Source organism: Rhodoblastus sp., assembly GCF_041915505.1.
Taxonomy (GTDB): domain Bacteria; phylum Pseudomonadota; class Alphaproteobacteria; order Rhizobiales; family Beijerinckiaceae; genus Rhodoblastus.
The window spans coordinates 1-8148 of the sequence record NZ_JAYSBG010000150.1; the positions used below are offsets into that span (position 1 = coordinate 1).

The following is an 8148-nucleotide window of genomic DNA, read 5'->3' on the forward strand; positions in this document are numbered from 1 at the left end:
GACAGCCGGATTGCGTCGACATAGGAGGATTGCTCGGCGCTCAGCTCCGTCGCCTTCAGCAGCTCCGCCATGCCGAGAATGCCGGTCAAGGGCGTTCGCACTTCATGGCTGACCATGGCGAGAAAGCGCGATTTGGCTTCATTGGCGGCTTCCGCCTTGTTCAGGGCGCTGGCGGCCGCCTTCAGTTCCCAGATTTCATCGAGCAGGCGCTCCCTCTCCTTTTCCGCGCGGTCCAGCGCGCGGCGCCAGCCGCGTAAGCCAAGGAGCGCCGAGGCGGCCGACAAAACCGCGACGACGACAAGCAGCAACCAATTGGTCGGGATCAAGCCCATGCGATCAGCGCCAAACCGAGGGACCAAGGCGGGAGCGAACGCCCGCAATCGCGCGAGTTTAGCGGCTGCCCCTGAATGTTTCGTTGCCCCGGGGCCGATCGACCCTAGGCGGCCATCTCGCCGCGTTCGGAGGCTGCGCGATAGGACAAAGCTTCGGCGAGATGCGGCCGCCGCACGCTTTCCGAGCCCTGGAGATCGGCGATGGTGCGCGCGAGCTTGAGCACGCGATGAAAGCCTCGCGCGGAAAGACGCAATCTTTCGGACGCATCGCGCACCAGTTTTACGCCGGCGTCGTCAAGGCGGACGATCTCGTCGACCAGCGCCGCGGGGGCGGCGGCGTTGCAGGGAACTTCCGGGCGCCCGAGCCGCTGGAACCGCTCGCGCTGAATGTCGCGCGCCGCCGCGACCCGGGCGGCGACCTCCGCCGAACCCTCGGACGACGGCGGCAGAATCAGATCGGACGCCCGGATCGCCGCTACTTCGAGATGAAGATCGATGCGATCGAGCAAAGGCCCCGACAGTCTTGTCTGATAGCTCTGCGCGCAACGCCTCGGCTCGCCGCGCCGGCAGGCGTAGCCCGGCTCGAGGGCGTGGCCGCAACGGCAGGGGTTCATCGCGGCGACCAATTGGAAACGCGCCGGATAGACGCAACGATGATTGGCCCGGGAAATCGCCACCTCGCCGGTTTCAAGCGGCTGCCGCAGCGCGTCGAGCGCTTGCGGCTGAAATTCGGGCAATTCGTCCAGGAACAGCACACCGTTATGCGCGAGCGAGATCTCGCCGGGCCGCGCGCTCGACCCGCCGCCAACCAGAGCGGGCATGGACGCCGAATGATGCGGGGCTCGAAACGGCCGCCGATCCGTCAATTCGCCGCCGGCGAGCGCGCCGGCGACCGAATGGATCATCGAGACTTCGAGCAATTCGCGCGGCGTCAGCGGCGGCAGGATCGACGGAAGCCTGGCGGCCAGCATGCTCTTGCCGGCGCCCGGCGGCCCGTTGAACAATAGATTGTGACCGCCCGCCGCCGCGATTTCGAGAGCCCGTTTGGCGCTCTCCTGTCCCTTGATCTCGCGGAGATCCGGCAACGCGCCGCCCGTGGCCCGGATGGCCGGCGCGGGCCGCGCCAACACCTGCGTCCCCTTGAAATGATTGGCCAGTTGGATGAGCGAACGCGGGGCCAGGATTTTGATGTCTTCCGAGGCCCAGGCCGCTTCGGGCCCGCATTCGGCTGGACAGATCAGGCCTTTTCCGCGCGCGCTCGCCGCCACGGCGGCCGGCAGGACGCCGGCGACCGGACTGATCGAGCCATCCAGCGCGAGTTCGCCAAGGACCGTATAACCGTCGAGAGCGTCGAACGGGATCGCGCCAATGGCGGCCATCACCCCCAGGGCGATCGGCAGGTCGTAATGGCTGCCTTCCTTGGGCATGTCCGCCGGCGCGAGATTGACCGTGATCCGCTTGGCTGGCAGCGACAGGCCCGAGGCGACCAGCGCCGAGCGCACCCGCTCGCGCGATTCCGCGACCGCCTTGTCGCCCAATCCGACGACATTGAAGACGACGCTGCCATTGGACAATTGAACCTGAACATCGACCGGCCGCGCCACGACGCCCTCAAACGCAACCGTCGAAACGCGAACGACCATGCCCATTCCCCGGATTGCTTGAACGCTACCGAATCGGCTTTGGCTTGGCAAGAACATTCATCGAACAAGCCCGGCTGCGCCCCAAACAGGCATTTTGGAATAACTATTTGATTATAAATATATTTTCTTGAATTTAGCTCTCGACTTCCGCCGCCAATCTTTCACCTTTCCGCAATTGACAAAACCGTCACAGTAATGTCATGCGCGGTGGGGTAACCAAGGTACGGCGTCGCCTCAGCCGGCCGCTCTCTCACGCCCTCCGTTTCGGCAAGCTCGCATAAGGAACAGCGCCAGTGACAAATCCTGCGCCGCCGAGCGCCTTGGGCCGCGCCCTGGCCCCCAATCTCTTTGACCTCGCGGCCCTCGCGCTTGTCGTCGGCGCCCTTGTCACCGTCGTCTATGGCGTGAACCAGACCAATGTTCCGCTTACCGTCCTGGACGCCACGCCGATCAGTCTCGACCCGTCCCATCTGCCCGAATATGCGCTGCGAACGGTCCTGCGCATGCTGGCGGCGATGGTCGCCTCGCTGGTCTTCACCTTCGTCTATGCGACGCTCGCGGCGAAGAGCAGGCGCGCCGAAATGGTGCTCGTTCCGATCCTCGACATTCTGCAATCGGTTCCAATTCTCGGCTTCCTGACCTTTACCGTCGTCTTTTTCATGAATTTGTTCCCCGGCCGGGTGCTGGGCGCGGAGCTTGCCTCGGTTTTCGCCATTTTCACCAGCCAGGCCTGGAACATGGCCTTCTCCATGTACCAATCGCTGCGCAGCGTGCCGAAAGACCTCGACGAGGCGTCGCAAAGTTTTCATCTGTCCTGGTGGCGCCGGTTCTGGCGGCTGGACGTGCCCTTCGCCATGCCGGGCCTGGTCTGGAACGCCATGATGTCCATGTCCGGCGGCTGGTTCTTCGTGGTCGCGTCGGAAGCCATCACCGTCGGCGACACCACGGTCACTCTTCCGGGCGTCGGCGCCTATGTCGCCACCGCGATCAAGGAACAAAACCTTCCGGCCGTCGGCTATGCCGTTTTGTCGATGCTCGCGGTTATCATCATGTATGACCAGCTGCTGTTTCGCCCCATCGTCGCCTGGGCGGACAAGTTCCGCTTCGAGCAAACCGCTTCCGCCGAAGCGCCGACCTCATGGCTGCTCGACCTGTTCCGGCAGACCCGCTTCCTGCGAACCTTCGGCGCGGCGGTGGCCGACGCCGTCGAAGCGACGACGCGCTTCCGCCTGCCCCTGCCGGATTTCTCGAAGCTGAAATTCAGGCTCAATGTGTCGTCCAAGACGATCGACGCGGTCTGGATCGCCATCATTTTCATCGGCGCCGCGTGGGTCGGCTGGCGTGTGGTCGATTATGTCTTCTCGACCTTGAGCTGGTCGGATGTCGGGACCGCCGTGGTCGACGGCTTCTACACGCTGATCCGCGTGGTGGTTCTGATCGCTTTGGCCTCGCTCGTCTGGGTGCCCATCGGCGTCTGGATCGGACTGCGTCCCTCGATCGCGGAAAAAATCCAGCCACTCGCGCAATTTCTGGCCGCGTTCCCGGCCAATATCCTGTTCCCCGCCGCTGTCGTCCTCATCATCCATTTCAAGCTCAATCCCGAGATCTGGCTGAGCCCGCTGATGATCCTGGGCACGCAATGGTATATTCTGTTCAATGTCATCGCCGGGGCGAGCGCCTTCCCGAGCGATCTCAAGGAAGCGGCGGGAAGCTTCCACCTCACGGGGTGGAAATGGTGGCGTTACGTCATTCTCCCCGGGATCTTTCCTTATTATATTACCGGGGCCATCACCGCGTCCGGCGGATCCTGGAACGCCTCCATCGTCGCTGAAGTGGCGAGCTGGGGCGACGAGAAATTGACGGCGACTGGTCTGGGCTCCTATATCGCCGCAGCGACCGATGCGGGCGATTTCCACCGCGTCGTCCTCGGCATCGTCGTCATGAGCGCCTTTGTCACCTTGTTCAATCGCCTGCTCTGGCGTCCGCTTTACGCCTTCGCGGAAAGCCGCCTGCGCCTCGGTTAATCGGATTTTTCGGAGATCGCCATGCTCGATGTCGTCAATGCCGGGCCGGAATCCGCCCTGATCGACCTGAAGAACGTCAATCGCAGTTTCGCCAAGGCCAATGGCGACGAATTGGTCGTGCTCGAAAATGTCGACCTGACCATCAAATCCGGCGAGATCGTCGGCTTGCTAGGACGCTCCGGTTCGGGCAAGTCGACCCTGCTGCGCATTATCGCCGGGCTGGTGAAGCCGTCCTCCGGATCGGCCGCCTGTCGCGGCGAGCCGATCGACGGGCCGCCGCGCGGCATCGCCATGGTGTTCCAGTCTTTCGCTCTGTTCCCCTGGCTCACCGTGCTCGAAAATGTCGAGCTCGGCCTCGACGCTTTACGCGTCGCCAAGCCCGAACAACGCAAGCGCGCGCTCGCCGCCATCGATTTGATCGGCCTGGACGGCTTTGAATCGGCCTATCCCAAGGAGCTTTCGGGCGGCATGCGCCAGCGCGTCGGCTTCGCCCGCGCGCTCGTCGTCCATCCCGATCTGCTGCTGATGGACGAGCCCTTCTCGGCTCTCGACGTCCTGACCGCCGAAACCCTGCGCACGGACATCATCGATCTGTGGGTCGAAGGCCGGCTGCCGATGAAATCAGTCCTGATGGTGACGCATAATATCGAGGAAGCGGTCCTGATGTGCGACCGGATTCTGGTATTCTCGTCCAATCCCGGCCGGATCGCCTCGGAAATCAAGGTCGACCTGCCCCATCCGCGTAATCGCCTGAATCCGCAGTTCCGCGCTCTGGTCGACAGCATTTACGCCCGCATGACCCAGCGCGCCGAGCCGCGCCCCTCGGCCAAGGACGGCATTCCGGGCACCGGCGTCGGCATGGTGCTGCATCCGATTTCGACCAACGTTCTCGCCGGTCTGATCGAGGCCGTCGCCGCCGAACCGTTCTACGGACGCGCCGACCTGCCGGTGCTCGCCGACAAGCTCCAGATGGAAGCGGACGAATTGTTCCATATCGCGGAAGCGCTTCAGCTCTTGCGCTTCGGCATGCTCAGCGAAGGCGATTTCCTGCTGTCCGACGCCGGTCGCGCCTTCGCCGATCTCGACACCGACGAACGCAAGAAGCTGTTCGCGCAGCACCTCATCACTTATGTGCCGATCATCAGCCTGATCCGGCGCGTGCTCGACGAACGCCCGACCCATTCCGCCCCGGCCGCGCGGTTCCGCAACGAACTCGAAGACTATATGTCCGAGGATTATGCGGAACAGACCCTCGAAACCGTAATCTCCTGGGCGCGTTACGCCGAGCTTTTCGCCTATGACGAAATGGCGGAAATGTTCAGCCTCGAAAACCCGAATTGAGGCTTCGCTTCAGGCGCCGGCGGCCTTCTTAAGCTTGTAAATCGCCTCAAGCGCCTCGCGCGGGGTCATTTCATCCGGATTGAGCGCGTCCAGCGTCAGGCGCAGCGCGTCCGGCGCGGAGGGTTGCGGCGCCGGGGCGTCGACGCCCGCGAAAAGCGGCAGATCGGCGACGAGACGTTCGACCGGCGCATGGCGATCGGTCTTTTCCAGCTCCGCCAGAATGTTTCTCGCGCGCTCCACCACGGTTTTTGGCAAACCCGCCAGTTTGGCCACCTGCACGCCATAGGAGCGGTCCGCGGCGCCGCGGGCGACCTCATGCAGAAAAATGACGTCGCCGTTCCAGTCGGTGACGCGCATGCACAGATTGACCAGCCGCGGCAGGCGTTGGCCGAGATGGGTCAATTCGTGGAAATGGGTCGCGAACAGCGCGCGCGCCCGATTGGCCTCGTGCAGGTGCTCCATCACCGCCCAGGCGATCGACAACCCGTCATAGGTCGCCGTGCCGCGGCCGATCTCATCGAGAATGACCAGCGATTTCTGGGTCGCCTGATTGAGGATGGCGGCGGTTTCGACCATTTCGACCATGAAGGTCGAACGCCCGCGCGCGAGATCGTCCGATGCGCCAACCCGCGAAAACAGCCGGTCGACCACGCCGATCCTGGCCTCCTTCGCCGGAACGAAAGAGCCGATCTGGGCGAGAACCGCGATCAAGGCGTTCTGGCGCAGAAAGGTCGATTTGCCCGCCATATTCGGGCCGGTCACGACCGCGATCTTGCCGCCGGAGGCGCCGGCGTTCTTGCGCAGCGCGCCGCTCAGATCGCAATCATTGGGCACAAAGCCTTCGCCGCGCGCGCGCAAGGCCGCCTCCACCACCGGATGGCGGCCGCCGATGATTTCGAAATCGAGGCTGTCGTCGACCCTGGGCCGAACCCAGTCGGCGTCCGCCGCCTTTTCGGCCAGCGCCGCAATGACGTCGATCGCGGCAAGGGCCCTGGCGGCGCTTTCGATCTCCGCCGCCTTGTCCTGCGCCTGCGTCGCGAAACGCTCGAACAAAGCCTTTTCGATCCGCAGCGCCTCGTCGGCCGCGCTGGCGATGCGGCCTTCCAGCTCGCCCAATTCGCTGGTTGAAAAGCGCATGGCCCCCGCCATGGTCTGGCGGTGGATGAAGGTCGCGTTGAATGGCGGACGCAGCAGCTTTTCGCCCTGCGCCTGCGCCACCTCGATGAAATAGCCGAGGAAATTATTGTGCTTGATCTTGAGCTGGCGCGTTTCAGCGAGGTCGCAATATTGGCTCTGCAAGGCCGCGACGACGCGCCGGCTTTCGTCGCGCAGGCCGCGCGTCTCGTCCAGCGCCGGCTCGAAGCCCGCGCGAATGAAATGGCCGTCGCGCCGGTCGAGCGGCAAGTCGTCGTCCAGCGCCGCGCCGAGTGCCTCGGCCAAGGCGAGATCGACCTCGGCCAGAAAGGCCGCCGCCTTGGCCAGCAGATTGGGCGGATCCTCGCCGAGCAGGCGCGCGCCGCAATCCCGCGCGGCGCGGAAACCGTCGCGCAAGGCAGCGAGATCGCGCGGGCCGCCGCGATCCAGCGCCAGCCGGCCCAGCGCGCGCATCATGTCGGGCGCGCCTTTCAGCCGTTCTCTCAGGTCGCGGCGCAGGAAGCCGTTTTCCGCCAGGAAACCCACCGCGTCCTGACGGGCGACGATCTTGTCGCAATCGCGCAAAGGCGCCGCCAGCCAATCCGCCAGCAGACGCGCGCCGGCCGGCGTGACCGTGCGGTCCAGAACCGCGATCAGCGACCCGGTCCGCTGCCCGCCCAAGGTCCGGGCCAACTCCAGATTGGCGCGCGTCGAGGCGTCGATCTGGAGTCGGGCGCTCGTCTCGGCGCGGGTCGGAAAAGAGAGGCGCGGGCGCGCCGCGAATTGGGTGCGTTCGACATAAGCGATCGCGGCCGCCGCCGCATTGATCTCGGCCTGCGACAGCGGCCCGAAGCCGTCGAGGGTCGAGACGCCGAAAAAGTCCTTGAGCCGCCGTTCGGCGACGACGCCCGAACCGGCCGAACGATCGCTCGCCGCGACCGACGCGCCGGATTCCTGCAACAGGCGCTTCAGGCCCTCATCGCCGAGGATCGCGTCGGACGCGACGATTTCGCGGGGATCGAGCCGGGCGATCAAGCCGGGAAGGCCCGGAAAATCGGTCTCGAACAATTCGAACAGGCCGGTTGAAATATCGACCGCTGCGGCGCCGAACAGCCAATTGGCCTCGTCCACACGCTGGCGGACCAAGGCCAGGAAAATATTGGCCCGGCCCGGCTCCAGGAGTTGCTCCTCGGTCAGCGTGCCCGGCGTCACCAGACGCACGACCCCACGCCGCACCACGGATTTCGGCCCGCGTTTACGCGCTTCGGCGGGATCCTCTATCTGTTCGCACACCGCGACGCGATGGCCGGCGCCGATCAGCCGCTGCAGATAATCGTCCGAGCGTTCGATCGGCACGCCGCACATGGGAATGTCGTCGCCGAGGTGCTTGCCGCGCTTGGTCAGGACGATGCCTAAAGCACGGGAGGCGATTTCGGCGTCCTCGAAGAACAATTCGTAAAAATCGCCCATCCGGTAAAACAGCAGGCAATCCGGATTTGCCGCCTTGATTTCGAGATATTGCGCCATCATCGGGGTGACGCGCTCGGACGCGTCGCGGCTCTCCTTGGCTTTCACCGCCTCGCGCGCGCCGGCCCCGCCCATGCTGTGCTCTCCGTCGCCCTTCATGCCGTCCTCGACCCGCCGATGTCGGAAGCTAACAAAGTCGCTCCGCCG

At 64.6% G+C, this 8148-nt stretch carries 5 protein-coding genes; 2 read left to right on the forward strand and 3 right to left on the reverse strand.

What is annotated here, in order from left to right:
• Both ACE3S9_RS10845 and ACE3S9_RS10850 read right to left on the reverse strand, forming a co-directional pair.
• A partial coding sequence (locus ACE3S9_RS10845; RefSeq protein ID WP_374546474.1) for a histidine kinase dimerization/phospho-acceptor domain-containing protein occupies window positions 1–332 on the reverse strand: 332 nt, incomplete at its 3' end.
• 104 nt (window positions 333–436) lie between these two features.
• Window positions 437–1975 carry a YifB family Mg chelatase-like AAA ATPase gene (locus ACE3S9_RS10850; RefSeq protein WP_374546475.1) on the reverse strand — a complete coding sequence of 513 codons (1539 nt, stop codon included), beginning with the start codon at window positions 1973–1975 and terminating at the stop codon, window positions 437–439.
• 293 nt (window positions 1976–2268) lie between these two features.
• On the opposite strand from ACE3S9_RS10850, the gene ACE3S9_RS10855 reads away from it, so the two are divergent.
• Both ACE3S9_RS10855 and ACE3S9_RS10860 read left to right on the forward strand, forming a co-directional pair.
• Window positions 2269–3999 carry an ABC transporter permease gene (locus ACE3S9_RS10855; protein WP_374546476.1) on the forward strand — a complete coding sequence of 577 codons (1731 nt, stop codon included), beginning with the start codon at window positions 2269–2271 and terminating at the stop codon, window positions 3997–3999.
• Window positions 4000–4020: 21 nt separating this feature from the next.
• On the forward strand, window positions 4021–5340 hold the full coding sequence (locus ACE3S9_RS10860) for an AAA-associated domain-containing protein (protein ID WP_374546477.1): 1320 nt from the start codon (window positions 4021–4023) through the stop codon (window positions 5338–5340).
• A 9-nt stretch (window positions 5341–5349) separates the two neighbouring features.
• Here ACE3S9_RS10860 and mutS read toward each other — a convergent pair whose 3' ends face one another.
• Complete coding sequence (mutS, locus tag ACE3S9_RS10865; RefSeq protein WP_374546478.1) at window positions 5350–8004, reverse strand: DNA mismatch repair protein MutS; 2655 nt, start codon at window positions 8002–8004, stop codon at window positions 5350–5352.
• Window positions 8005–8148: the final 144 nt, after the last annotated feature.

Excerpts from the sequence above, each read along its gene's own strand:
- ACE3S9_RS10850 (WP_374546475.1), bottom strand. The coding sequence starts at position 1,975 with ATGGTCGTTCGCGTTTCGACGGTTGCGTTTGAGGGCGTCGTGGCGCGG.
- ACE3S9_RS10860 (WP_374546477.1), top strand. The coding sequence starts at position 4,021 with ATGCTCGATGTCGTCAATGCCGGGCCGGAATCCGCCCTGATCGACCTG.
- mutS (WP_374546478.1), bottom strand. The coding sequence starts at position 8,004 with ATGATGGCGCAATATCTCGAAATCAAGGCGGCAAATCCGGATTGCCTG.